This window comes from Nonomuraea sp. NPDC059023, from assembly GCF_042740095.1.
Taxonomy (GTDB): Bacteria; Actinomycetota; Actinomycetes; order Streptosporangiales; family Streptosporangiaceae; genus Nonomuraea.
This window is the reverse complement of sequence record NZ_JBHYIO010000026.1, coordinates 147,531-170,347: the sequence shown is the minus strand read 5'-3', so window position 1 is coordinate 170,347 and position 22,817 is coordinate 147,531. Positions and strand designations below refer to the sequence as shown.

Here is a 22,817-nt window from a genome sequence, read left to right as displayed (position 1 = left end):
CCGTGCTCGACGGCATCTACGCCGGAGACGAGCAGGTCTTCCGCTTCTATCCCGACGGTCTCGTCCTGGATGTTCTGGTACGGCCGGCCCCCACCCCCCAGAGCGGAGCGCTCATCGCCACCTGGCTCCGCCGGGAGGACCCGCCGGCCGGCGTCCACACGGCCCGCTACACGCGCGACGGCGGCGCGTACACCTTCGAGACCACAGGCCATCTCAGAGACGAGCAGGTCGTCGTCCGGGCGACCAAGGCCAAGGACCACCTGGTCGTCGACCGCCGCGACGGCGGTCGACTACGCCGCAACCTACGCTTTGATCGGATATATCCCGAAAAATCAGCCTGAGCGCTCCACCACGTAGTCGCACAGAGCCAGGAACGCGTCCTTCGCCGGGATGTTCGGCAGGCCCGAGAGATCGGCCCGCGCCCGGTCCACCCACGCGGCCAGTTCCGCACGGGCCTGAGCCATCGCCGGGTGCGCCCGCAGCAGCGTCAGCGCCTCCTCCAGGTCCTCCTCCGCCACCGGCCCCGACAGCAGCGTCTTGAGCCGCGAGTCCTCGGGCGAGGCCAGCAGGTAGAGCACCGGCAGCGTGCGGATGCCCTCGCGCAGGTCCGTCCCGGGCGTCTTGCCCGACTCCGACGAGGTCGAGGCCACGTCGAGCAGGTCGTCACCGAGCTGCCAGGCCACGCCGATCGCCTCGCAGGCCCGGCTCAGCCGCTCCTCCACACCCGTGGGAGCGCCCGACAGCAGCGCCCCGAACCGCCCGGAGGCGGCGATGAGCGAGCCGGTCTTGTCGGCCAGCACGTTGATGTAGAACGAGATCGGGTCGTCGCCGGGACGCGGGCCGATCGTCTCCCTGATCTGGCCCTGCACGAGCCGGGAGAACGTCTGCGCCTGGACCCTGATCAGGTCAGGGCCGAGGTCGGCCAGGAGGTCGGAGGCCTGGGCGAACAGGTAGTCGCCGGTCAGGATGGCCACGGTGTTGTCCCACCGGGCGTTGGCCGACGGGGAGCCGCGCCGTACCGGAGCCTCGTCCATGACGTCGTCGTGGTAGAGCGAGCCGAGGTGCGTGAGCTCGATCACCACCGCGCCCGGCACGACGCCGGGCGCGGACGGATCGCCGAACTGGGCCGCCAGCAGCAGCATCAGCGTCCGGAACCGCTTGCCGCCCGCCTCGATGAGGTGCTTGGACGCCTCCGTGACGAAGGCGTCCTCGCTCTCGACCGACGAGCGCAGCAGTTTCTCGACCGCGTTCAGCCCACTGGCGATGTCCTGCGCCAACCGCTCGTCCTCAATGGGCAGATCAACAACCGGTGGCGCGGACATAGGTACCCCTATCTAATGAACAGGCCGGACGCAGCCTGGTTGGCGATGTCGAGTGCGGGCTGCGGGAAAAGCCCGACTCCTACCGTAACCAGCAGCGCGACGCCGATGACCACCGCGGTGCCCATGCTGGGCGCGACCACGGTGGGGCCGTCGGCGGCAGGCTCGCTGAAGAACATCAGCACGATGACGCGGACGTAGAAGAAGGCCGCGATCGCCGAGGCGATGACACCCACGACGACCAGGCCGGTCATCCACGCGCCCATCGAGTCTCCGGTCTGCGCGCCACTGCTCACGGCAGCCGCGAACACGGCGTACTTCCCGAAGAACCCGCTGGTCAGAGGGATACCAGCGAAAGCCAGCAGGAAGAAAGCGAACACACCGGCAAGCAGCGGAGATCGCTTCCCGAGTCCGGCCCAGCGGGACAGATGACCCGCCTCGCCGCCGGGGTCGCGCACCATGGTGACCACGGCGAACGCGCCCACGGTGGTGAAGCCGTAGACCAGCAGGTAGAACAGGATCGCCGACAGCGAGGCGGCGTTCTTCTCCGCGGCCTCGAACGTCGCCATCACGCCGATGAGCAGGAAGCCCGCGTGCGCGATCGAGGAGTAGGCCAGCATGCGCTTGATGTCGGTCTGCGTGATCGCCAGGATCGCGCCCACGATCATCGTCAGCGCCGCGACCACCCACATGACCGGACGCCAGTCCCAGTCCAGGTTGCCCAGAGCCACCCAGAACACCCGCAGGACCGCGCCCATGGCCGCCACCAGCGTGCCGGAGGCCATCAGGGCGGTGACCGGCGTCGGGGCGCCCTGGTAGACGTCCGGCTTCCACGCGTGGAAAGGAGCCGCACCGATCTTGAAGAGCAGGCCCACGCCGAGCAGCGAGAGGCCGAGCAGCAGCAGCGGGTCCATGAGCGAGCCGGTGGACATCGACTGGCTGATCCCGGGCAGGCTGACCGTGCCGGCGTAGCCGTAGATCATGGCCATGCCGTACAGGAAGAAGGCCGAGGAGAACGCGCCGAGCAGGAAGTACTTCAGCGAGGCCTCCTGCGACAGCAGGCGGCGACGGCGGGCGAGGCCGCACAGCAGGTACAGCGGCAGCGACATGACCTCAAGGGCCACGAACATCACCAGCAGGTCGTGCGAGGCCGCGAACAGCAGCATGCCGCCGACGGCGAAGAGCACCAGCGGGTAGACCTCGGTGTGCGCGCCACCGCTCGTCTCCGCCTCCTCCTCATCCGCACTCCCGGGTACGGCCGCCGCCGACGCGACGAAGTGCCCGTCGTCGTTGACCATCAGCACGGCGCCCAGCGAGAGCACCAGGATGACGCCCCAGATGAACAACGAAGGACCGTCCACCGCGACGGCGCCCATCGCCGAGGCCGTGGTCGGCACGCCGCCCCTGGCCACCTGCACGATGACCAGCGCGAACGCGCCGATCAGGCTCAGCAGCGAGAGCGGCACCTGGATGGACTTGCGCAGGTAGCGCGGCGCGAACGCCTCCACCAGGACGCCGATGCAGGCCGCGCCGAAGACGAGCAGCAGCGGCGCGAGCTGCCCGTACTCGATGGTCGGCGCCTCGAAGCCGTTCACTCTCCGGCCCCCTTCTCAGCGATGGCGGGGTTCTTGACGTCCACGTTGGTGAGCGTGTGCTGCACCGACGGGTTGATCACGTCGAGCAGCGGCTTCGGGAAGAAGCCGAACCCGATGATCAGGGCGACCAGCGGGGCGAGCACCACGACCTCGCGGACGTTGAGGTCCTTGAAGCCCTTGACGGACTCGGCCGTCGGGCCGTTCAGCGCCCGCTGGACCATCCACAGGATGTAGACGGCGGCGAGGATGACCGCCACCGCGGAGACGATCGCCGCCACCGCGAGGGCGCCGGATCCGAACGCCTCGCTGGAGTACGTGCCGACCATCACCATGAACTCGCTGACGAACGACGACAACCCCGGCAGCGACAGCCCGGCCAGACCGGCGACCAGGAAGAACCCGGCCAGCATCGGGGCGACCTTCTGCACGCCCCCGTAGTCGGCGATGTACGGCGAGCCGCGGCGGGAGATGAGGAAGCCCGCGACCAGGAACAGCGCGCCGGTGGCGAAGCCGTGGTTGACCATGTACAGCGCGGCGCCGGACTGCGCGACCTGGGACATCGCGAAGACGCCCATGACGATGAAGCCGAAGTGCGAGATCGAGGTGTAGGCGATCAGGCGCTTCATGTCCGTCTGCCCGATGGCGACGATCGCGCCGTAGATGATGCTGATCACCGCGAGCACCACGATCGGCATCGTGAACGCCTTGGCCGCCTCGGGGAAGAGCTCCAGGCAGAAGCGCAGCATGCCGAACGTGCCGACCTTGTCGAGCACGCCCACCAGCAGTACGGCCGCGCCCGCCGGAGCCTGGGCCGCCGCGTCGGGCAGCCACGTGTGCACCGGCACCAGCGGCGCCTTGATGGCGAAGGCGATGAAGAATCCGGCGAACAGCCACTTCTGCGTGGCCGGGTCCTGGATGGCGCCGACGAGCTCGGGGAACATGAACGTGCCCTTGCCCGCCGCGAAGTACAGCCCGATGACCGCGACCAGCATGAGCAGGCCGCCGAACAGCGAGTACAGCAGGAACTTCACGGCCGCGTAGGACCGCTGGGCGCCGCCGTAGGAGCCGATCATGAAGTACATCGGGATCAGCATGGCTTCGAAGAAGATGTAGAAGAGGAAGATGTCGGTCGCCGCGAAGACGCCGATCATCATCGTCTCCAGCACCAGCAGCAGCGAGAAGTAGGTCTTGACCGACCGCTTCGGCGCGATGACCGTGCCGTCCGCCGTCTTCACGCCGTCGGCGTCGTTCCACGAGGCCAGCACCACGATCGGCACCAGCACCACGGACAGGGCGATCAGCACCAGCGCGACGCCGTCCACGCCGACGCCGAACTTGACCCCGAAGCTGGGGATCCAGTTGCACTCGGCCACGAACTGGAAACGGTCGCCGCGCGGGCTGAACTGCACCGCCATGACGAGCGTCAGCACCATGACGACCAGGGAGACCAGCAGGGTCACCTGCTTGGCCAGCTTGTCGCTGCCCTTGGGAAGCAGGGCCACCACGACGGCGCCCAGGACGGGCACCGCCATGAGGATTGGGAGCCAGGGTGACATCAGATGTTCCCAACGAGGAGCAGGGCGCCGGCCAGGAGGGCCGCACCGAACAGGATGGACAGCGCGTACGTTCTGGCGAAGCCCGTCTGCAGCCGCCGCATGCGGCCCGAGGTCCCGCCGATCGCCGCCGCCAGCCCGTTGACCAGGCCGTCGACGCCGCGGTTGTCGAAGAAGACGGCGATCCTGGTCAGCCACTGGCCGGGGCGCATGAACAGCGACTCGTTGAGGGCGTCGCCGTACAGGTCGCGCCGGGCGAAGGCGGTCAGGAACGAACCGCGCGGCGCCAGGACCGGAACCTCGGACTTGCCGTACTTGTACCAGGCGAAGCCCGCGCCCAGGGCGACGAGGGCCAGCGACGACAGCCCCACCGTGGTGGTGCTGAACAGGTGGAACTCGGGCAGGCGCTCAGGCAGGCCGACCGCCGGGGCCAGGAACTTCATGAACCGGTTGTCGCTGATCAGGTAGTAGCCCAGGCCGATCGAGCCGAGCGAGAGCAGGATCAGCGGCACCGTCATGACCGAGGGCGACTCGTGCGGGTGCGCGTCCTTGTCCCAGCGCTTCTCGCCGAAGAACGTCATGAAGATCATGCGGGACATGTAGAAGCCGGTGATGCCCGCGCCCAGCACGGCCAGCCAGCCCATCCACTGCCCGTGCTCCATGGCCGTCTCCATGATCCCGTCCTTGGTGTAGAACCCGGACAGGAACGGGAAGCCGATGATCGCCAGGTAGCCCACCATGAAGGTGGCGAAGGTGATCGGCATGAGCTTGCGGAGCCCGCCGTACTTCCTCATGTCCACTTCGTCGTTCATGGCGTGCATGACCGAACCGGCGCCGAGGAACATGTCGGCCTTGAAGAAGCCGTGCGCGATGAGGTGCGCGATCGCGAAGGCGTAGCCGGCGGGGCCGAGGGCGGCGCCGAGCATCATGTAGCCGATCTGCGACATCGTCGAGCCGGCCAGGCCCTTCTTGATGTCGTCCTTGGCGCAACCGATGATCGCACCGGCCAGCAGGGTCGCGACGCCGACGATGGCGACGACGAGCGAAGCCGTACTGGATGCCTCGAAGAACGCGCCAGAGCGGACCACCAGGTAGACGCCGGCGGTGACCATGGTCGCGGCGTGGATGAGGGCCGAGACCGGGGTCGGGCCCTCCATCGCGTCCAGGAGCCAGGACTGCAGCGGGAGCTGGGCCGACTTGCCGCACGCGCCGAGCAGCAGCAGGAGCCCGATCGCGGTCAGCGTGCCCGAGGAGGCCTCGCCCACCTTGCCCTGCAGGTCGCCGAAGGCCAGCGTGCCGAAGGAGGTCCAGATGATGAACATGCCGACCAGCAGGCCGAAGTCACCGACGCGGTTGACGATGAACGCCTTCTTCGCCGCGACCGCGGCCGACGGCTTGAACTGCCAGAACCCGATGAGCAGGTAGGACGCGAGACCCACGCCCTCCCAGCCGATGAACAGCCCGACGTAGTTGTCGGACAGCACCAGCAGCAGCATCGCCGCGACGAACAGGTTCAGGTAGGCGAAGAACCGGCGCCGTTCGGGGTCGTGCGACATGTAGCCGATCGAGTAGATGTGGATCAGCGATCCGACACCCGTGATCAGCAGCGCGAAGCTGATCGACAGCGGGTCGATCAGCAGCCCCATGTCGACCATGCCGGGGATGAACTCATAAAGGTGTACGGCCAGCCGCCGGTTCTCCTCGGGAAGCCCGAGCAACTCCACGAACCCGAGCACCGCCACGACGAACGAGGCGAGCGACATCGCCACGCCCAGCAGGTGTCCCCACTTGTTCGTGATCCGGCCGAGAACCAGCAGAATCGCGGCGCCGAGGAGTGGCAAGGCGATCATCAGCCATGACACACCGATCGCGCCGCTGCCGGCGAAATCGGCGATCTTAACGGGATCCACCAGTCACCCCTCAGTACTTCAGCAGGTTCGCGTCGTCCACGGACGCCGACCTGCGGGTTCGGAAGATCGTCACGATGATGGCCAGACCGACCACGACCTCGGCCGCGGCCACCACCATCACGAAGAACGCGATGATCTGGCCTTCGAGGTTGCCGTTCTGCCTGGCGAAGGTGACGAACGCGAGGTTGCAGGCGTTGAGCATCAGCTCCACGCACATGAACACCACGATCGCGTTACGCCTGATCAGCACACCGAGCGCGCCAATGGCGAAAATCAGCCCCGAGAGGATCAGGTACTGCGTCGTCACTTCGAGTCCTCCTCGACCTCGACCGAGTGCTTGATCGCCTCGGCGAGCTTCGGGTCGGCGGGCAGGTGGCCGTGCTCGACGTCGTAGCGCGCGATGTAGCGGTTGACCGACTTCTCGGAGACCGAGCCGTCGGGCAGCAGCGCCGGCATGTCGATGGCGTTGCTCCGGGCGTAGGTGCCGGGGCCGGGCAGCGGCGAGGGCTGGTCGCCCTGGAACCGGGCGCGCGAGAGGTCCTTCTGCGTGGCCTTGGCGGTGAGCCGCTCGCGGTGGGCGAGGACCATCGCGCCGAGCGCGGCGGTGATCAGCAGCGCCGAGGTCACCTCGAAGGCGAACACGTGGCGGGTGAAGATCTGCCCGGCCAGCGTGCGAATGTAGCCGCCCTGACCGGTCGCCGCGGCCAGGCCCTTGGCGTTGCCGAAGACGGCGTTGCCGACGGCCAGGATGATCAGCGAGGCGAAGCCGAGCCCGGCGATCGCGGCCCAGAAGCGCTGCCCCTTCAACGTCTCCACGAAGGAGTCGGAGGAGTCGACGCCCACCAGCATGAGCACGAACAGGAAGAGCATCATGACGGCGCCGGTGTAGACGATGATCTGCACCGCGGCGAGGAACGGCGCGTCCTGCGCCGCGTACAGCACCGACAGGCAGAGCATGACGCCGCCGAGCATCAGCGCGGAGTAGACCGCCTTGCGGCTGAACACCACGCCCAGGGCTGCCGCCACGGACACGACGGCGAGCACCCAGAAAGTGACTTGCTCACCCATTGGTCCGTCCCAGGCGGTAGTAGTCCTCTTCGGTCTCACCGAGCCGCATCGGGTGCGGCGGCTGCTCCATGCCCTGCGTCAGCGGTGCGAGCAGCATCTCCTTGGTGTAGATGAGGCTTTCACGGTTGGTGTCGGCCAGCTCGTACTCGTTGGTCATGGTCAGCGCGCGAGTCGGGCAAGCCTCGATGCAGAGGCCGCACAGGATGCACCGCAGATAGTTGATCTGGTAGGTGCGCCCGTAACGCTCGCCCGGGGAGAAGCGCTCCTCCTCGGTGTTGTCCGCGCCCTCGACGTAGATCGCGTCGGCCGGACAGGCCCATGCGCACAGCTCACAGCCGACGCACTTCTCCAGCCCGTCGGGCCAGCGGTTGAGCTGGTGGCGACCGTGGAAGCGAGGGGCCGTGGGCCGCTTCTCCTCCGGGTAGTTCACCGTGACGGGCTTCTTGAACATCGTGTGGAAGGTGACGCCGAAGCCCTTGACGGGGTTCAGCCAATCAGTTAGTCCCACTGGGAACCTCCTTGTGCTGCACCCCGTGGTAGTGCGGCAGATCGAGCGGCGGCACCGGGAATCCGCCGGCGGTCGGCTCGCGGTCCAGCTCCTCGAACTCCGCGGCGACCTTGGCCTTCTCGGCTTCCTTGCGGCGCTGGTTGACGGTGTCGAACCGGGCCCAGATGCCGAGCGCGCCGAGGACCACGATGGCGGTGATCGTCAGGACGACCGCCATGCTCCCCTCGAAGCCGGAGGTCGGACCCTCCCTGACGTACATGATCGCCCGGACCGAGGCCACAAGCATGATCCACGCCAGGTTCAGCGGGATGAGGACCTTCCAGCCCAGCGACATCAGCTGGTCGTAGCGGACACGCGGCAGCGAGGCGCGTACCCAGACCACGAAGGAGAAGACCAGGACGAACTTGATGAAGAACCAGAGCAGTCCCCACCAGCCTTCGTCCGGCAGGCCGAAGGGCGCCTGCCAGCCGCCCAGGAACAGCGTGATCGCCATCGCCGACGCGGTGAACGTGTGCAGGTACTCGCCCATCATGATCAGGGCGAACTTCAGCGAGGAGGAGTACTCGGTCTGGAAACCACCGACCAGCTCGCCCTCGCCCTCGGGCAGGTCGAACGGGATACGGGCGGCCTCGCCGAAGCCACAGATCACGAAGATCAGGAAGGACGGCAGCAGCAGCACCACGTACCAGGAGGGCATCGGGATGCCCCAGAACTCCCCGCCCGTGGCCTGCGCCTTGACGATCTCCGAGGTGGACAGCGTCCCGGCGAACAGGAACACGCCGACGAAGGACAGTCCCATGGCGATCTCGTAGGAGACCACCTGCGCGGCACTCCGCAAACCACCCAGCAGCGCGTACGGCGAGCGCGACGACCACCCGGCCAGCACGACGCCGTACACCGAGATGGCGCCCATGGCCAGCATGAACAACACCGCGACCGGAAGGTCCACGAGTTGCAGCGGCGTCTGGACCCCGAACAGGTTGACCATGCCGGCGAACGGCGTGATCGAGAAGGCCAGGAACGCGGGGATCACCATGATGACCGGAGCCATCAGGTAGAGCGCCTTGTCCACCGTGTTCGGGAACAGGTCCTCCTTGAGGCCCATCTTCAGGCCGTCGGCCACCGACTGCAGCAGGCCGAACTTGCCCGCCCGGTTGGGACCGATGCGGTTCTGCAGCTTGGAGATGAGCTTGCGCTCGTACCAGACGCCGAACAGGATCCCCAGCATCAGGAAGACGAAGAGCATCAGCGCCTTGACGATGGTGATCCAGAGCGGATCCTTGCCGAAGTCGGCGAGGGTCGGTTCCGTGGCGAGGAGGATCATGAAGCGCTCCCGATCGTGACGATGTCGCCGGACACCGCGCGCAGGTCGCGGGTGACCGAGCTGCCGCCGGAGTTCGCCGGCACCCACACCACACGGTCGGGCAGTTCGGCGATGCGCACCGGCAGCGTGATCGCGTCGCCGATGACGAGCTTGTCGCCGTCGCCCACGCCGATCTCGGCCGCGGTGCTCTCGGAGACCAGCGCCTCAGCCGCGCGGGAGGTGCCCGCGAGGTAGGGCTCGCCGTCCTGCAGGCGGCCGTCGTCGAGCAGCAGGTGCCAGGTCGCCAGTAGCGCCTGACCCGCCTGCGGCGCCCCGGCGGCACCGCCGCCGACGTTGGGCGCGGCCACGTGGCTGCCGCGCCAGGCGCCGACCGAGCCGAGCTCGCGGCGGGCGGCCTTGGCGTCGGGCAGGCCCAGGTGCACGTCCAGGCGGTCGGCCAGATTGCCGATCACGTGGAGGTCGCTCTGCAGGCCGGGCACCCTGATGGGCGCCTCGAACGAGCGGCCGCGGCCCTCCCAGTTGACGAACGTGCCGGACTTCTCCTGCACGGCCGCGACGGGCAGCACCACGTCGGCGCGGTCGGTGACCGCGCTCGCGCGGATCTCCAGGCTGACGATGAACGGCGTGTTCTCCAACGCGGCCAGCGCGGCGGCCGGGTCGGCCAGGTCGTAGGGGTCGACGCCGGCGATCACCAGCGCGTCGATCTCCTCGGCCCGGGCGGCGGCCAGGATGCCGTCGGTGTCGCGGCCGGGCGTGGCCGGCAGCGAGGCGACGTTCCACGCCCTGGCGATCTCCGCCCTGGCGCTCTCGTCCTCGACCGGGCGGCCGATCGGCAGGAGGTTCGGCAGCGCGCCGGCCTCGATGGCGCCACGCTCACCGGCCCTGCGCGGGACCCAGGCGACCTTGGCGCCGGTGGCGGCGCTCAGCCGTACCAGAGCGGACAGGGCGCCCGGGGCGGTGGCGAGCCGCTCGCCGGCGAGCACGATCGTGCCCTCGGCCAGCGTGCCGATGAGGTCGCCGATGGCCTCGGCCTCGGCGCCGGGGGCGGTGCGGATGAGCGTGCCGCCCATCTTGGCCAGCCCCTTGGCGGCGAACGGCGCGATCGCGGTGACCTTCAGGCCATGCTTCTTCCAGGCCTTGCGCAGGCGCAGGAAGACGATCGGCGACTCCTCCTCGGGCTCGAAGCCGACCAGGACGACGGCCGGGGCCTTCTCCAGGTCGGTGTAGGAGACCTCGATGCCCTTGCCGGCGACGGCGTGGGCGAGGAACTGGGTCTCCTCGGCCGAGTGCGGCCGGGCGCGGAAGTCGATGTCGTTGGTGCCGAGCGCGAGCCTGGCGAACTTGGAGTAGGCGTAGGCGTCCTCGACGGTCAGCCGGCCGCCGAGCAGGACGCCGGTCCTGCCGCGGGCGGCGGCCAGGCCCTCGGCCGCGACGGTCAGCGCCTCCGGCCAGGAGGCCGGGACGAGCACGCCCTCCTCGTTGCGGACCAGCGGCGTCTTCAACCGGTCGGGCTGCGTGGCGTAGGTGAACGCCCAGCGGCCCTTGTCGCAGTTCCACTCCTCGTTGACCTGCGGCTCGTCACCGGCCAGCCGGCGGGTGACCCGGCCGCGGCGGTGGTCGGTGCGCTGGGCGCACCCGGAGGCGCAGTGCTCGCAGACGCTCGGCGTCGAGACCAGGTCGAACGGCCGGGCGCGGAAGCGGTAGGCGGCGCCGGTCAGCGCGCCCACCGGGCAGATCTGGACGGTGTTGCCGGAGAAGTAGGACTCGAACGGCTGGCCGTCGGCCACCCGTACCTGCTCCTTGGCCCCGCGCTCGAAGAAGTCGATGAACGGGTCGCCGGCGATCTGGTCGGAGAAGCGGATGCAGCGCGCGCACTGCACGCAGCGCTCGCGATCGAGCAGCACCTGCGTCGACAGCGGCAGCGGCTTGGGGAAGGTCCGCTTGTGCTCGTGGAAGCGGGACTCGCCCTGGCCGTTGGACATCGCCTGGTTCTGCAGAGGGCACTCGCCGCCCTTGTCGCAGACCGGACAGTCGAGCGGGTGGTTGAGGAGCAGGAACTCCATGGCCGCCCGCTGCGCCTTCTCGGCCACCGGCGAGGTGAGCTGGGTCTGCACGACCATGCCCTGGGCGACCTCGATCGCGCAGGAGGGCTGCGGCTTGGGGAAGCCGCGACCGTTGCCGGCGTCGGGGATGTCGACCAGGCACTGGCGGCAGTTGGCCGCCGGGTCGAGCAGCGGGTGGTCGCAGAACCGCGGGATCTGGATGCCCAGGAGCTCGGCGGCGCGGATGATCAGGGTGCCCTTGGGGACGCTGACCTGGAAGCCGTCGATGCTCAGGGTCACCAGGGAGGTTTCTACAGCGGTGGTCGTCACTGGTCACCCCAGACAGTGGACTTCTTCGCGTCGAACGGGCAGCCGCCGACCTCGAAGTGCTTGAGGTACTCGTCGCGGAAGTACTTCACCGACGAGTGGATCGGGCTGGCCGCGCCGTCGCCCAGGGCGCAGAAGGACCGGCCGAGGATGTTGTCCGCGATGTCGGTGATCGTGGACAGGTCCTCCTCGGTGCCCTGACCGGCTTCCAGGCGCTTGAGCACCTGCTTGAGCCAGTAGGTGCCCTCGCGGCAGGGCGTGCACTTGCCACAGGACTCGTGGGCGTAGAACTCCGTCCAGCGCAGCACGGTCCTGACCACGCAGGTGGTCTCGTCGAAGATCTGCAGCGCGCGGGTGCCGAGCATCGAGCCCTTGAGACCGACCTGCTCGAAGTCGAGCGGCACGTCCAGGTGCTCGGCGGTGAAGATCGGCGTGGAGGAGCCGCCCGGGGTCCAGAACTTGAGCTCGTGGCCCGCGCGGATGCCGCCGGCCATGTCGAGCAGTTCGCGCAGCGTGATGCCCAGCGGCGCCTCGAACTGGCCGGGCCGCGTGACGTGCCCGCTCAGCGAGAAGATGCCGAAGCCCTTCGACTTCTCCGTGCCCATCCCGGCGAACCAGTCGGCGCCGTTGGTGACGATCGAGGGAACACTGGCGATCGACTCCACGTTGTTCACGACAGTAGGCGAGGCGTACAGGCCCGCCACGGCCGGGAACGGGGGCTTGAGCCGAGGTTGACCGCGACGCCCTTCGAGCGAGTCGAGCAGCGCCGTCTCCTCGCCGCAGATGTACGCCCCAGCGCCCGCGTGCACGACCAGGTCGAGGTCATAGCCGGAGCCGAAGACGTCCTTGCCGAGGTAGCCCTTCTCGTACGCCTCGCGCACGGCCGCGTGCAGCCGGCGGATGACGTGGAGCACCTCGCCGCGTACATAGATGAAGGCGTGGTTGGCGCGGATGGCGTAGGACGTGATGATGATGCCCTCGACCAGCGAGTGCGGGTTGGCCATCATCAGCGGGATGTCCTTGCAGGTGCCCGGCTCCGACTCGTCGGCGTTGACGACGAGGTAGTGGGGCTTGCCGTCACCCTGCGGGATGAAGCCCCACTTCATGCCGGTGGGGAAGCCCGCGCCGCCGCGGCCGCGCAGGCCGGAGTCCTTGACGGCCTGGATGACCGCGTCGGGATCCATGGCCAGGGCCTTCTTCGCCGCCTCGTAGGGCCCGTAGCCCTCGAGCGTGAAGGAGTTGGGCTGGTCCCAGTTGGCGGTCAGGACCGGCGTCAGCGTAGTCGTCATGCCTCAGGGGCCTTCCATCCGTTGGCCTTGGCGACCTTGAGGCCCTCCAGCGAGGCGCCGGCGGCCGAGGGGCCGTCGCCCGCCAGCTCGTCGGGCAGCCCGGCGAGCACGCGCGAGGCCTCCTTGAAGGTGCAGAGCTTCTTCGGGCCGCGGGTCGGCGAGATGCTCTTGCCGTCACGCAGGTCGTCGACGAGCTGCTTGGCCGAGTCGGGCGTCTGGTTGTCGAAGAACTCCCAGTTGACCATCATGACCGGGGCGAAGTCGCAGGCCGCGTTGCACTCGATGCGCTCAAGCGAGACCTTGCCGTCGGCGGTCGCCTCTTCGTGACCGACGCCGACGTGCTCCGACAGCTCTTCCCAGATCTGGTCGCCGCCCATGACGGCGCACAGGGAGTTGATGCAGACGCCGACGTGGAAGTCTCCGGCCGGGCGGCGCTTGTACATGGTGTAGAACGTCGAGACGCCCACCACCTCGGCCTTGCTCAGGCCCAGGATCTCCGCGCAGAACTCGTGGCCGTCGTCGGAGACGTAGCCCTCCTCCGACTGCACCAGGTGCAGCAGGGGCAGCAGCGCGGAACGAGTCTTCGGGTAACGCCCGATGATCTCCTTCGCGTCCCGCTCAAGACGCTCGCGGACCTCCGGTGAATAGCTCACCGGTCAACACCTCCCATAACCGGGTCGATAGAAGCCACCGCGGCGATCACGTCGGCGACCTGGCCGCCTTCCGTCATGGCGGGGAAGGCCTGCAGGTTCGTGAAGGAGGGCTCGCGGAAGTGCACGCGATAGGGCCGGGTGCCGCCGTCGCTGACCACGTACGCGCCGAGCTCGCCCTTGGGCGACTCGATCGAGGCGTACGCCTGGCCGGCCGGCACCCGGAAGCCCTCGGTCACCAGCTTGAAGTGGTGGATCAGGGCTTCCATGGAGCTGCTCATGATGTGCGCGATGTGGTCGGGCGAGTTTCCGAGGCCGTCGGGGCCCAGCGCGAGCTGCGCCGGCCAGCCGATCTTCTTGTCCTCGACCATCACGGGCTTGCCCTTGAGCGGACCGGCGATCCGGTCGAGAGCCTGCTCGATGATCTTGAGGGACTCCTCCATCTCCTTCATGCGCACCAGGTAGCGGGAGTAGACGTCGCAGCCGCGCTCGGTGGCGACCTCGAAGTCGTAGGTCTCGTAGCCGCTGTAGGGCTGCGACTTGCGCAGGTCCCAGGGCAGGCCGGCGGCGCGCAGGATCGGGCCGGTGACGCCCATCGCCATGCAGCCGGTCAGGTCGAGGTAGCCGACGTCCCTGGTGCGGCGGACGTAGACGGGGTTCTCGTCGAGAAGCTTGCGGACGTCCTTGATCCGCTTGGGCATCTCCTTGAGGAACTCGCCCACCTTGTCCACGGCGCCCGCGGGCAGGTCGACGCTGACGCCGCCCGGCCGTACGTAGGCGTGGTTCATGCGCAGGCCGGTGATGTACTCGAACAGATCCATGATCAGCTCGCGGTCGCGGTAGCCGAACAGGAACGGCGTCGTCGCGCCCAGCTCCATGCCGAACGTACCCATCGCGACCAGGTGCGAGGCGATGCGGTTGAGCTCCATCATCATCACGCGGATCGCCTGGGCCCGCGCGGGGATCTGGTCGGTGACGCCGAGCAGCTTCTCCACACCCATGCAGTACGCGGTCTCGTTGAAGATCGGCGCGAGGTAGTCCATGCGGGTCACGAACGTGGTCCCCTGGGTCCACGTCCGGTATTCCATGTTCTTCTCGATGCCGGTGTGCAGGTAGCCGATGACGCCGCGCGCCTCGGTGACCGTCTCACCGTCGAGAGTCAGGACCAGGCGGAGCACGCCGTGCGTGGACGGGTGCTGCGGGCCCATGTTGATGACCAGGCGCTCTTCCTCGGAGTCGCGCGCGCTGGTGACGACCTCGTCCCAGTCGCCGCCGCTGACCGAGTAGACCTTGCCCTCGGTCGCCTCGTCATAGCCCGTGCTCACGAGTAGGACCTCCTCTCGTCCGGCGCGGGGATCGTGGCGCCGCGGTATTCGACCGGGATGCCGCCCAGCGGGTAGTCCTTGCGCTGGGGGTGACCGTCCCAGTCGTCCGGCATCATGATCCGCGTCAGCGCGGGGTGGCCGTCGTAGACGATGCCGAAGAAGTCGTACGCCTCGCGCTCGTGCCAGTCGTGCGTCGGGTAGACGGCGACCGACGACGGGATGTGCGGGTCGTCGTCCGGCGCGCAGGTCTCGACGCGCACCCGGGTGTTGTGGGTGATCGAGACCAGGTGGACGACCGAGTGAAGCTCCTCGCCCTGCAGGTGCGGGTAGTGCACGCCGGTCACGCCGAGCGACAGCTCGAAGCGCAGGGCGGCGTCGTCGCGCAGCTTCTGCAGGACCTCCACCAGGCGCTCGCGCTTGACGTGGAGGGTCAGCTCGCCCCTGTCGACGACGACGCGCTCGATGGCGTCGTCCAGGTCGAGGGTGTCGACCAGGGCGTCGAAGTAGCCGCCGAAGGGGCGGGGGGTGGACAGTTCGGGGGCCCGCCGTACGACGAGGCCGCCGTAGCCCGAGGTGTCACCGGTGTCGTGCGCGCCGAACATGCCCTGCCGGGCGATCGGCGTCTGCGGCGGCTCGGTCCCCGGTACCTCGGGGAGGTTGTCGCTCATTTGCCCGCCCCCTGGTCGATCAGCGGAAGCGTGCGCAGGGCCTGCAGTTCGAGCTCGTCGATCTGCTTCTTGCGGTGCGCGCCGAACTTCATGTTCTGGATCTTGTCGTGCAGCTTCACGATCGAGTCGATCAGCATCTCCGGCCGCGGCGGGCAGCCGGGCAGGTAGACGTCGACCGGGATGATGTGGTCCACGCCCTGCACGATGGCGTAGTTGTTGAACATGCCGCCGCTGGAGGCGCACACGCCCATGGAGATGACCCACTTGGGCTCGGCCATCTGGTCGTAGATCTGGCGCACGACCGGCGCCATCTTCTGCGACACGCGACCGGCGACGATCATCAGGTCGGCCTGGCGGGGAGACGCCGAAGCGCGCTCCATGCCGAAGCGCGCCAGGTCGAAGTGGGGGCCACCGGTGGCCATCAGCTCGATGGCGCAACATGCGAGGCCGAAGGTGGCCGGCCACACGGAGTTCTTGCGCGCCCAACCGGCGGCCTGCTCGACCGTGGTGAGGATGAACCCGCTGGGGAGTTTCTCTTCAAGTCCCATAATCAGTCCCAGTCCAGACCCTTGCGGCGCCACACGTACGCATAGGCGACAAGCACGGTGACGATGAACAGCACCATCTCGACCAGCGCGAACACCCCGAGGCCCGAGGCGATCACCTGGCCGTCGGCGCCCTTCAGCGGGGCGAAGGAGACCGCCCACGGATAAAGGAAGATGATCTCGATGTCGAACACGATGAACAGCATCGCGGTGATCATGTATTTCAGCGGGAAGCGTCCGCCACCGACAGGCTGGGGCGTCGGCTCGATGCCGCATTCGTAGGCGTCAAGCTTGGCGCGGTTCCAGCGCTTGGGACCGGTGAAGGGAGCGACCGCGACCGAGAAGATCGCGAAGCCTCCCGCGAGAATGGCGAGCACCAGGATGGGCACATAAAGGTCCATCGCTACGCCTCCTCTTCTGTCGCAACGCGCGCGGGCGCGCAGTCTGACCTATAAGTTTGCCGGGTGGGTCTGCGGTTCATGCTGGTGGGGCGACCTTCGAGAGTGCGTTGATGATCCTGTCTGACGCATCGCCTCGCCGGTCGGTGAGATTACCAAGGAGTTTGAGCGCGAAGCGCATCAGCCTCGGGTGAGGCAGCCCGTGCCTCGTACCGAAGCTCATCACACCTGGCTTCCCGATCGCTTCGACGAACAATCTGCCCAAGGTGAAATATCCGCCATACGCGTCCTTGAGGACCTGCGGGTACGTGCGCAGGATACGTTCCTGCTGCGCGGGGGTGGTACCGCGAAGCGCCTTCGCGATCACCTCGGCCGCGATCTCGCCCGTCTCCATGGCGTAGGCGATGCCCTCGCCGTTGAACGGATTGATGGCGCCGCCGGAGTCGCCGACGAGCACCAGGCCGCGGGTGTAGTGCGGCTGCCTGTTGAAGGCCATCGGCAGGGCCGCACCGCGGATCGGCCCCGTCATGTTCTCCTCGGTGAAGGCCCATTCGGCGGGCATGTTCCTGCACCACCGCTTGAGCAGCTCACGGTAGTCGATCTTGCCGAAGGCGTCACTGGTGTTGAGCAGGCCGAGCCCGACGTTGCTGGTGCCGTCGCCGACGGGGAAGATCCACCCGTAGCCCGGCAGCAGCGTGTCCTGGTCCCACAGTTCGAGCCACGTCTCGAGGTAGTCGTCGTCGTGGCGCGGGCTCTGGAAATAGGTGCGTACGGCCACGCCCATCGGACGGTCCTCGCGCTTGTGCAGCCCCATCCCGAGCGCCATGCGCGTGCTGTTCCCGTCGGCGGCGACCACGAGGCGGCCGCGGTAGGTCGCGCCGTCCTTGGTGGTGACACCGGTCACGTGCCCGCTGCGATCGTCCAGGATCGGGCCGGTGACGTTGACGCCCTCCATGAGGCGTACCCCGGCCTTCACCGCGTGGGCGGCCATGATCTGGTCGAAGTCCTGGCGGGTGCGGACCAGGCTGAAGTCGGGGAAGCTGTCGAGCTGCGGCCAGTCGAGCTCGAAGCGGAGCCCGCCGCCGACGACCCGCAGTCCCTTGTTCCTGATCCAGCCGGGCCCGTCGATGTCGACGCCCATGTTCTGCAGTTGCTTGACCGCGCGTGGGGTCAAGCCGTCTCCGCAGACTTTCTCCCTGGGGAAACGCGTCTTCTCCAGGAGGAGCACGTCCAGCCCTGCTCGGGCCAGGTAATACGCGGTCGCGGAGCCTGAGGGACCGGCGCCGACGACGATGACGTCAGCGTCAACTGTGTTCATGGTCGCGCCCGCTCACCACTCGTTGGCATCGTGCCTCGCTCTCTCGTGGCGAGCTCCTGCGCTTGGCGTATGGCTGCTGGCACGGTCACTGGACTGTCCTGTCCTGTCCTACACACTCGAAGGCCGTGGGGTATGGCGCCTTCGTTCCTTTGTGAACCCCTTCACAAACTTGTCGGCCCGCAGTCTAACGCTTTTGCGGGGCAAAGTGGCAGTCGGGGGGTTCGTTCATGAGGCGGGCTTGAAGCCGCGGTGCATGGCGACGATGCCGAGGCTCAAGTTGCGCCAGGCGACACGCTCCCAGCCGGCCTCCTGGATGATCCGCGCCAGCGACGGCTGGTCCGGCCAGTCTCTGATGGACTCGGCCAGATACTCGTAGGAGTCGTCGTTGGAGCCGAGGACCTTGGCCACCTTGGGCAGCATCTTCATCAGGTACTCGCGGTAGAAGAGGTCGAACGACTTGACGGTCACGTGCGAGAACTCCATGATCACCAGCCGGCCGCCCGGCTTGGTGACGCGCAGCATCTCGCGCAGCGCCACGGGGGTGTCGTGCACGTTGCGCAGCGCCACCGAGATCGTCACCGCGTCGAAGCTGTCGTCGGCGAACGGCAGCCGCATCGCGTCACCCGCGACGAACGGGATCCCGGGGCCGCTGAGCGCGTTGCCCCCGTGGCGGCGCACGCCGGTCTGGAGCATGCCCAGCGAGAAGTCGGAGGCGATCGCCCGCGCGCCCAGCGTGGTGAAGCTGTCGGTGGAGGTGCCCGTCCCCGCGCCCAGGTCGAGGACCACCTCTCCCGGCCCCGCGTCCACGGCCGCGGCGACCGCCTTGCGCCAGTAGCGCACCTGACCGAACGAGATCACATCGTTGACGAGGTCATAGCGCCGGGCCGTGCGATCGAACATCGCGGCGACCTCGTGCGGCTGCTTGTCCAACTGAGCGCGGGTCATGCGTCAAGCCTATTGCCCCCGCCCGTAAGGCCCTCATCGCGTGTGCCCTATCCCGACAATGAACGGAAAGTAGCCACTCCATAACGCACCGTCTGCTAGAACTTGGCGAATGTTCGCGCGTGTCACCCTTGCAGCGGTCATCACGATGGCCCCTGTCACGCACACCCGCGTGGTGTCCGCCAACCCGGCCGACACCACCCCCCACGTCCTCGACGGCATCGTCAACACCATCGCCCTGGTGGGCGGCACCGTGGTGGTCGGCGGCTCGTTCAGCGAGGTAGCCGACGCGAGACGCACGACCACCCTCCCCCGGAGCAACCTCTTCGCCTTCGACCTGGCCACCGGCGCCGTCCTGCCCGGCTTCGCCCCTGACGTCGCCGGTCCGGTCCACGCGCTGGCCGCCGGCGCCGGCGGCACCGTCTACGTCGGCGGCGACTTCCCGTCCGTCAACCGCACACGGGCGCGCGCCCTGACCCGCCTGAGCCTGTCCGACGGCTCGACGGTACGCGGCTTCGCCCCGCGCGTGTCCGGCGGCGTCGTGACCACGCTGGCCAGGCGCGGCGCCCACCTCTACACCGGCGGCGACTTCACCTCGCCGAGAACCGCCCTGGCCAGGCTCGACGCCACGACCGGCGCCGCCGACCCGCGCTTCACCATCGAGCCCGGCCTGCCCCGCACCCCCAAGGTCAAGGTTCACGCGCTGGCCGCGAGCGCCGACCGGCTGGTGGTCGACGGCAGCTTCACCACGCTCGACGGCGAGCCGCGGCCCCAGCTCGGCGTGATCGACATCTCCTCGTCGACGCCCCGGGTGGCCAACTGGCGCACGGCCGCGTACGAGCCGAAGTGCCAGGACGTCTTCCCCACCTATGTCCGCGGCCTCGACCTGTCACCCGGAGGCGACTATTTCGTGGTCGTCACGACCGGCGGCAACGGCGACCCGCGGCGCCTGTGCGACAGCGCGGCCAGGTTCGAGACCTACACCAGGAGCCAGCGCGTCCGGCCGACCTGGGTGAACCACACCGGCGGCGACTCGCTCTACTCGGTCGCGGCGACCGGCGCGGCCGTCTACGTGGGCGGGCATCAGCGCTGGATGAACAACCCGCGCGGCCGTGACTCGGCGGGGCCCGGCGCCGTGCCCAGAGAGGGCATCGCCGCCCTCGATCCGCGCACCGGAAAGGCGCTGGCGTGGAATCCGGGACGTGAACGCGGTATCGGCGTCAAGGCATTTCTGGCGTACAGCCGCGGACTACTCGTTGGTAGTGACACAACTCGACTCGGACGGGAGTACCATGCCCGGATTGGCATGTTCCCTCTGCCCTAGTCGTCCTGCGGCTTAGGCCGGTTGATCTTGTCGCTGATGCGGGCGCTCATGGCGTCACGCTGCTTGGACAGCAGGACGTAGCTGGCCACACCGCTGATCAGGAAAGCCACCAGGATCAGCACCAGCGGATTTTGCAGTCCGAGCAAGTACAGGACACCGAGGGTCACGATGAACAAGCCGATGCGCGACGCGGTGTAAACGAGAACGGGATGCACAGGTCAGAGGCTACTCGCTCCTGGTCGTGCCCCTGCGAGCCGTACCCGCTGCCGCTCTTCGCATCGGGCGCGAGCACTGCTACTGTTCCCAGTCAGGGTGTTTCGTAAAGAAACACCCACGAGAGCCCCAAAGAGGCTCTATCATATAACAATCGGGCAGTCAGCCGATAACAACCCGTGATCTTTGTCGAAAACCACGGATAAATCAGGCTTCGCTCGACACACTGGTTACCTGTCCGCCCGCTGGCAGGAAGCGGGATGCGAGGGGGAGAGATTGGTGGAGAGTAGCAGCGAGCGTCTGCTGACCCCAGGAGAGGTTGCCGCCCTCTTCCGGGTAGACCCAAAGACGGTTACACGCTGGGCTGCGGCAGGCCGCATCAGCAGTATCCGCACCCCCGGAGGGCACCGTCGCTTCCGCGAGTCGGAAGTGCACGCCCTTCTTAGAGGCGAGGACGTTCTTACGGCCGAACGGCCGGCAGGTGAGTCCCCGCGCGTTTGACGTTCCGTCAGGTCGGTGATCCTGCGCCGCAGGATCACCGCCACGGATCCCACAGGCACGCTCTTCTCGCCGGTACGGCCCGGCCCCCCGTGGCCGAGGACCGAAACGAGCGCCCCACCCCGCGCTGAATCCCGGCACGCGTGCCCACGCCCTCTACGTACATTGCCCGGACGACCCGAACCACGACCCGGCCTCCACCCCTCAGGCCGTCGCGGTGACCACCACCCCCCGTCGGTCAGGGTTGTCCCCCGATGTCAGGCGTCCTCCTGCTCCGCCTTGAAGGCCAGGAACTCCTGTTCCAGCTCGTCGTTCTCCGCCGCCCAGCGCGCACGCCGCTCGGCCGCCTCCTCCTCGGTGCACGACTCCGGCAGCCATCGCTCGTAGTCGGGATCCCCGGGCTCCAGTTCCACATACGCGTTGCCGATGAGACGCCCGTCTTCACTGGTCAGGCTCTGCGGCACGCGCAGGGTCCCGTCAGCGAGCCGGATGACGTACATCGCTCATCACCTAGATTCCGTAGCGCCGGTTGAAGAACAACATGACGTCGAGGGCCATCCGCGTGTCACCGCCCAGCATGTCGACCAGCGCGGGACGCTGGCGCGAGGAGATCGCGGCGAAGGCGTCCGCGAAGAACTCCTTGCGGCCGAGCCCCCCGCCCTGCCGGTGGAAGGCGGAGGCCAGCATGGGAGCGGCCTTCTCGTAGAGTGCCACGAACTCGGGCAAGTCGGAGACCCAATCGCCATGCGGGGAGTCGATGTCGTCGAGGGCGTGGCCGACCTCGTGCATCATCACGTCGGGGGTGGGAGAGGGCCGATCGCCTACGACGATCTTGCGGTCGCCGTACGCGCCGGCGCAGATGTCCCAGGAGGCCTTGCCGGAGGGCAGGGGGGCGCCGCGCAGATAGCCCATGTCGTCGAGGTCGGGGACGCCGCCGGCGCCGACGTAGATGCCTTCGAGTCCGATGGCGAGCTTGCGCTTCAGCCGTTCGGGCAACCGGGCGAGGCTTTCCACGGCGCGCACGGCCTCCGGCGAGGGCGGACCGAGCCGGGCGTCCCACTGACGGTGCAGGACGGCCTCCAACTCGCCGCAGTGGCGTAAGCCGTCCGCCTGGACGGGCGCGTCGGGCCGGTTGGGCTGCGCGCGCGGCGGCAGGTCGGTGAGCTCGAAGTCGTGCCAGGTGTACTGCGGCCGCTCCACGACCGCGGCGGGCAGCCGCTCGCGCCGCCAGCCGGGCTCGTCGGCCCGCTCGGGTCGCCGCGCCTGCTCCGCCTCTTCCGCGCGCTCGACGCGCTCGCGTCTTCGGAACGGCCACACGCTCCGCTCGGCCTGCGGCTGTGCCCGGAAGGGCGGCCCGTCTGCCCCGGCTGACCTCTCCGCACGCTTCCGTTCGGCCTCGCGAAAGCCCTCCGCGGGCGTGTCACGGGACCAGAACGAGCGGTCCGCCTCCGGCGGCGCGTCACCACGGCGCGAGAAGAGGTAGGACCCGCGCCGCCACCAACGTCCACGTCGATGCCGGCCCTTGTCGCTGGAGAAGGCCATCTCACCCCTAGACACCCTGCCCATCAGGTGAAACCCCGCCGCTCCACCTGATCCGGTTCCACGGTACGCGGCCGATCTTCCCGAGTCATCCGAAATGGGACACCGAGCAAGCACGATCACGCCTCGGATGGCTTACAGTTCGGGCATGGCAGGTGTCCTGGTCACCCTGGCGGTGCTGGCTTTCTGGCTCTACTCCCTGTTCGACGTCATCACGACGCCGGAGGACGAGGTGCGGAACGTGCCAAAGACCCTCTGGGTGCTCGTCATCATCCTCGTCCCCGTGGTGGGCGGGATTCTGTGGTTCCTGCTCGGCAGGCCCGCCCGCGGCGGCGCCGAGGACGGTCCCCTGCGCATGCCGCGGCGCCCGGCGCCGCCGCGCCAGGATCCGCCCAAGGGACCGGAGGACGACCCGGAGTTCCTGCGCGACCTCGACAAGCGGATGCGCGGGGAGGAGTGAGC

General features: G+C 68.3%; 24 protein-coding genes. 4 read left to right on the top strand and 20 right to left on the bottom strand.

Features of this window, described 5'->3' with window-relative positions; translation table 11 throughout:
* Positions 1 to 2: 2 nt before the first annotated feature.
* A complete protein-coding gene (locus ACFWYW_RS37095; RefSeq protein ID WP_379641183.1) occupies positions 3 to 341 on the top strand; it encodes a hypothetical protein in 339 nt (112 codons plus the stop codon).
* On the opposite strand, the gene ACFWYW_RS37090 is transcribed toward ACFWYW_RS37095, so the two are convergent.
* From ACFWYW_RS37090 to ACFWYW_RS37010, 17 genes are all read right to left on the bottom strand, one after another.
* Positions 333 to 1,322: a polyprenyl synthetase family protein gene (locus ACFWYW_RS37090; protein WP_379625303.1), complete on the bottom strand. Its 990-nt coding sequence runs from the start codon at positions 1,320 to 1,322 to the stop codon at positions 333 to 335. The two genes, ACFWYW_RS37095 and ACFWYW_RS37090, sit on opposite strands and share 9 nt — an antisense overlap.
* A gap of 8 nt (positions 1,323 to 1,330) precedes the next feature.
* Complete coding sequence (gene nuoN, locus ACFWYW_RS37085; RefSeq protein WP_379625301.1) at positions 1,331 to 2,914, bottom strand: NADH-quinone oxidoreductase subunit NuoN; 1,584 nt, start codon at positions 2,912 to 2,914, stop codon at positions 1,331 to 1,333.
* The gene (locus tag ACFWYW_RS37080; RefSeq protein ID WP_379625299.1) at positions 2,911 to 4,470 is read right to left on the bottom strand and encodes an NADH-quinone oxidoreductase subunit M; all 1,560 of its coding nucleotides are present in this window, start codon (positions 4,468 to 4,470) and stop codon (positions 2,911 to 2,913) included. The genes nuoN and ACFWYW_RS37080 overlap by 4 nt, the downstream gene beginning before the upstream one ends.
* A complete protein-coding gene (gene nuoL, locus ACFWYW_RS37075) occupies positions 4,470 to 6,317 on the bottom strand; it encodes an NADH-quinone oxidoreductase subunit L (RefSeq protein WP_379625330.1) in 1,848 nt (615 codons plus the stop codon). The genes ACFWYW_RS37080 and nuoL overlap by 1 nt, the downstream gene beginning before the upstream one ends.
* Before the next feature lie 70 nt (positions 6,318 to 6,387).
* On the bottom strand, positions 6,388 to 6,684 hold the full coding sequence (gene nuoK, locus ACFWYW_RS37070) for an NADH-quinone oxidoreductase subunit NuoK (protein WP_184958585.1): 297 nt from the start codon (positions 6,682 to 6,684) through the stop codon (positions 6,388 to 6,390).
* Positions 6,681 to 7,445 carry an NADH-quinone oxidoreductase subunit J gene (locus ACFWYW_RS37065; RefSeq protein ID WP_379625296.1) on the bottom strand — a complete coding sequence of 255 codons (765 nt, stop codon included), beginning with the start codon at positions 7,443 to 7,445 and terminating at the stop codon, positions 6,681 to 6,683. The genes nuoK and ACFWYW_RS37065 overlap by 4 nt, the downstream gene beginning before the upstream one ends.
* Positions 7,438 to 7,953 carry an NADH-quinone oxidoreductase subunit NuoI gene (gene nuoI / locus ACFWYW_RS37060; RefSeq protein WP_090931991.1) on the bottom strand — a complete coding sequence of 172 codons (516 nt, stop codon included), beginning with the start codon at positions 7,951 to 7,953 and terminating at the stop codon, positions 7,438 to 7,440. The genes ACFWYW_RS37065 and nuoI overlap by 8 nt, the downstream gene beginning before the upstream one ends.
* Positions 7,940 to 9,277, bottom strand: coding sequence for an NADH-quinone oxidoreductase subunit NuoH (gene nuoH, locus ACFWYW_RS37055; RefSeq protein ID WP_379625294.1), 1,338 nt, complete (start codon positions 9,275 to 9,277; stop codon positions 7,940 to 7,942). The genes nuoI and nuoH overlap by 14 nt, the downstream gene beginning before the upstream one ends.
* Positions 9,274 to 11,649, bottom strand: coding sequence for an NADH-quinone oxidoreductase subunit G (locus ACFWYW_RS37050; protein WP_379625292.1), 2,376 nt, complete (start codon positions 11,647 to 11,649; stop codon positions 9,274 to 9,276). Before ACFWYW_RS37050 ends, nuoH begins: the two co-directional genes overlap by 4 nt.
* Positions 11,646 to 12,935 (bottom strand): NADH-quinone oxidoreductase subunit NuoF, encoded by a 1,290-nt coding sequence (gene nuoF, locus ACFWYW_RS37045; protein WP_379625290.1) that lies wholly within the window; start codon positions 12,933 to 12,935, stop codon positions 11,646 to 11,648. Before nuoF ends, ACFWYW_RS37050 begins: the two co-directional genes overlap by 4 nt.
* Positions 12,932 to 13,588, bottom strand: a complete 657-nt coding sequence (gene nuoE / locus ACFWYW_RS37040) for an NADH-quinone oxidoreductase subunit NuoE (protein WP_379625288.1) — start codon at positions 13,586 to 13,588, stop codon at positions 12,932 to 12,934. Before nuoE ends, nuoF begins: the two co-directional genes overlap by 4 nt.
* Positions 13,585 to 14,910, bottom strand: coding sequence for an NADH-quinone oxidoreductase subunit D (locus ACFWYW_RS37035; protein WP_379625286.1), 1,326 nt, complete (start codon positions 14,908 to 14,910; stop codon positions 13,585 to 13,587). The genes nuoE and ACFWYW_RS37035 overlap by 4 nt, the downstream gene beginning before the upstream one ends.
* A complete protein-coding gene (locus ACFWYW_RS37030) occupies positions 14,907 to 15,578 on the bottom strand; it encodes an NADH-quinone oxidoreductase subunit C (RefSeq protein ID WP_379625284.1) in 672 nt (223 codons plus the stop codon). Before ACFWYW_RS37030 ends, ACFWYW_RS37035 begins: the two co-directional genes overlap by 4 nt.
* Positions 15,575 to 16,126 (bottom strand): NADH-quinone oxidoreductase subunit B family protein, encoded by a 552-nt coding sequence (locus ACFWYW_RS37025; protein WP_184958604.1) that lies wholly within the window; start codon positions 16,124 to 16,126, stop codon positions 15,575 to 15,577. Before ACFWYW_RS37025 ends, ACFWYW_RS37030 begins: the two co-directional genes overlap by 4 nt.
* Before the next feature lie 2 nt (positions 16,127 to 16,128).
* A complete protein-coding gene (locus ACFWYW_RS37020) occupies positions 16,129 to 16,524 on the bottom strand; it encodes an NADH-quinone oxidoreductase subunit A (RefSeq protein ID WP_184958606.1) in 396 nt (131 codons plus the stop codon).
* Between the two features lie 76 nt (positions 16,525 to 16,600).
* Positions 16,601 to 17,839, bottom strand: a complete 1,239-nt coding sequence (locus ACFWYW_RS37015) for a geranylgeranyl reductase family protein (RefSeq protein ID WP_379625281.1) — start codon at positions 17,837 to 17,839, stop codon at positions 16,601 to 16,603.
* 225 nt (positions 17,840 to 18,064) lie between these two features.
* Entirely contained in the window at positions 18,065 to 18,784 is a 720-nt protein-coding gene (locus tag ACFWYW_RS37010; RefSeq protein WP_184958610.1) for a demethylmenaquinone methyltransferase, read from the bottom strand.
* Between the two features lie 109 nt (positions 18,785 to 18,893).
* On the opposite strand from ACFWYW_RS37010, the gene ACFWYW_RS37005 reads away from it, so the two are divergent.
* The gene (locus ACFWYW_RS37005; protein WP_379625278.1) at positions 18,894 to 20,105 is read left to right on the top strand and encodes a hypothetical protein; all 1,212 of its coding nucleotides are present in this window, start codon (positions 18,894 to 18,896) and stop codon (positions 20,103 to 20,105) included.
* Here the strand turns inward: ACFWYW_RS37005 and ACFWYW_RS37000 are convergent.
* The gene (locus ACFWYW_RS37000; protein ID WP_379625276.1) at positions 20,102 to 20,320 is read right to left on the bottom strand and encodes a DUF4229 domain-containing protein; all 219 of its coding nucleotides are present in this window, start codon (positions 20,318 to 20,320) and stop codon (positions 20,102 to 20,104) included. The genes ACFWYW_RS37005 and ACFWYW_RS37000 overlap by 4 nt on opposite strands.
* A 277-nt stretch (positions 20,321 to 20,597) precedes the next feature.
* Here ACFWYW_RS37000 and ACFWYW_RS36995 point away from each other — a divergent pair, with 277 nt between their 5' ends.
* On the top strand, positions 20,598 to 20,819 hold the full coding sequence (locus tag ACFWYW_RS36995) for a BldC family transcriptional regulator (RefSeq protein WP_157248821.1): 222 nt from the start codon (positions 20,598 to 20,600) through the stop codon (positions 20,817 to 20,819).
* Positions 20,820 to 21,073: 254 nt separating this feature from the next.
* Here the strand turns inward: ACFWYW_RS36995 and ACFWYW_RS36990 are convergent, their stop codons facing one another.
* Together ACFWYW_RS36990 and ACFWYW_RS36985 are read right to left on the bottom strand one after the other, a co-directional pair.
* The gene (locus tag ACFWYW_RS36990) at positions 21,074 to 21,316 is read right to left on the bottom strand and encodes a hypothetical protein (protein WP_379625274.1); all 243 of its coding nucleotides are present in this window, start codon (positions 21,314 to 21,316) and stop codon (positions 21,074 to 21,076) included.
* Positions 21,317 to 21,326: 10 nt separating this feature from the next.
* Complete coding sequence (locus ACFWYW_RS36985) at positions 21,327 to 22,133, bottom strand: hypothetical protein (RefSeq protein WP_379625272.1); 807 nt, start codon at positions 22,131 to 22,133, stop codon at positions 21,327 to 21,329.
* 370 nt (positions 22,134 to 22,503) lie between these two features.
* Here ACFWYW_RS36985 and ACFWYW_RS36980 point away from each other — a divergent pair, with 370 nt between their 5' ends.
* A complete protein-coding gene (locus ACFWYW_RS36980) occupies positions 22,504 to 22,815 on the top strand; it encodes a PLDc N-terminal domain-containing protein (protein ID WP_379625270.1) in 312 nt (103 codons plus the stop codon).
* Positions 22,816 to 22,817 lie beyond the last annotated feature (2 nt).